Here is a 352-nt window from a genome sequence, read left to right on the forward strand (position 1 = left end):
TGGGCGCGCTGATGCGAGCCTCCTAAATCAAATGGGCGGGGCTGCCAGTCCTCACCCGCCTATCCGAGAGTCGGCCCTCTTGAACGTGGAAACGTTCCGATCCATCTGGCTGGCGTAAGTCCGAAACATGTGAGCCGAAGAGACGATGACGACCGAGACGTTTGCCGCCCCTGAGACCCGCGCCTTCGAGGCCGATGTTTCCAAGCTCCTGCACATGATGGTCCATTCGGTCTATTCGGACCGGGACGTGTTCCTGCGCGAGCTTATCTCCAACGCTGCCGATGCCTGCGAGAAGCTGCGCTACGAAGCGATCTCCCGGCCCGAACTGCTTGGCGACGACGCCCAGCCGCGC

Annotated in this window: 1 pseudogene; it reads left to right on the forward strand. The window is 62.2% G+C overall.

The features are described from left to right. Positions 1–145: 145 nt before the first annotated feature. Positions 146–352: pseudogene (locus ACYPYD_RS24965) on the forward strand (molecular chaperone HtpG); the annotation flags it as partial.

The organism is Novosphingobium sp. 11B (assembly GCF_054589055.1).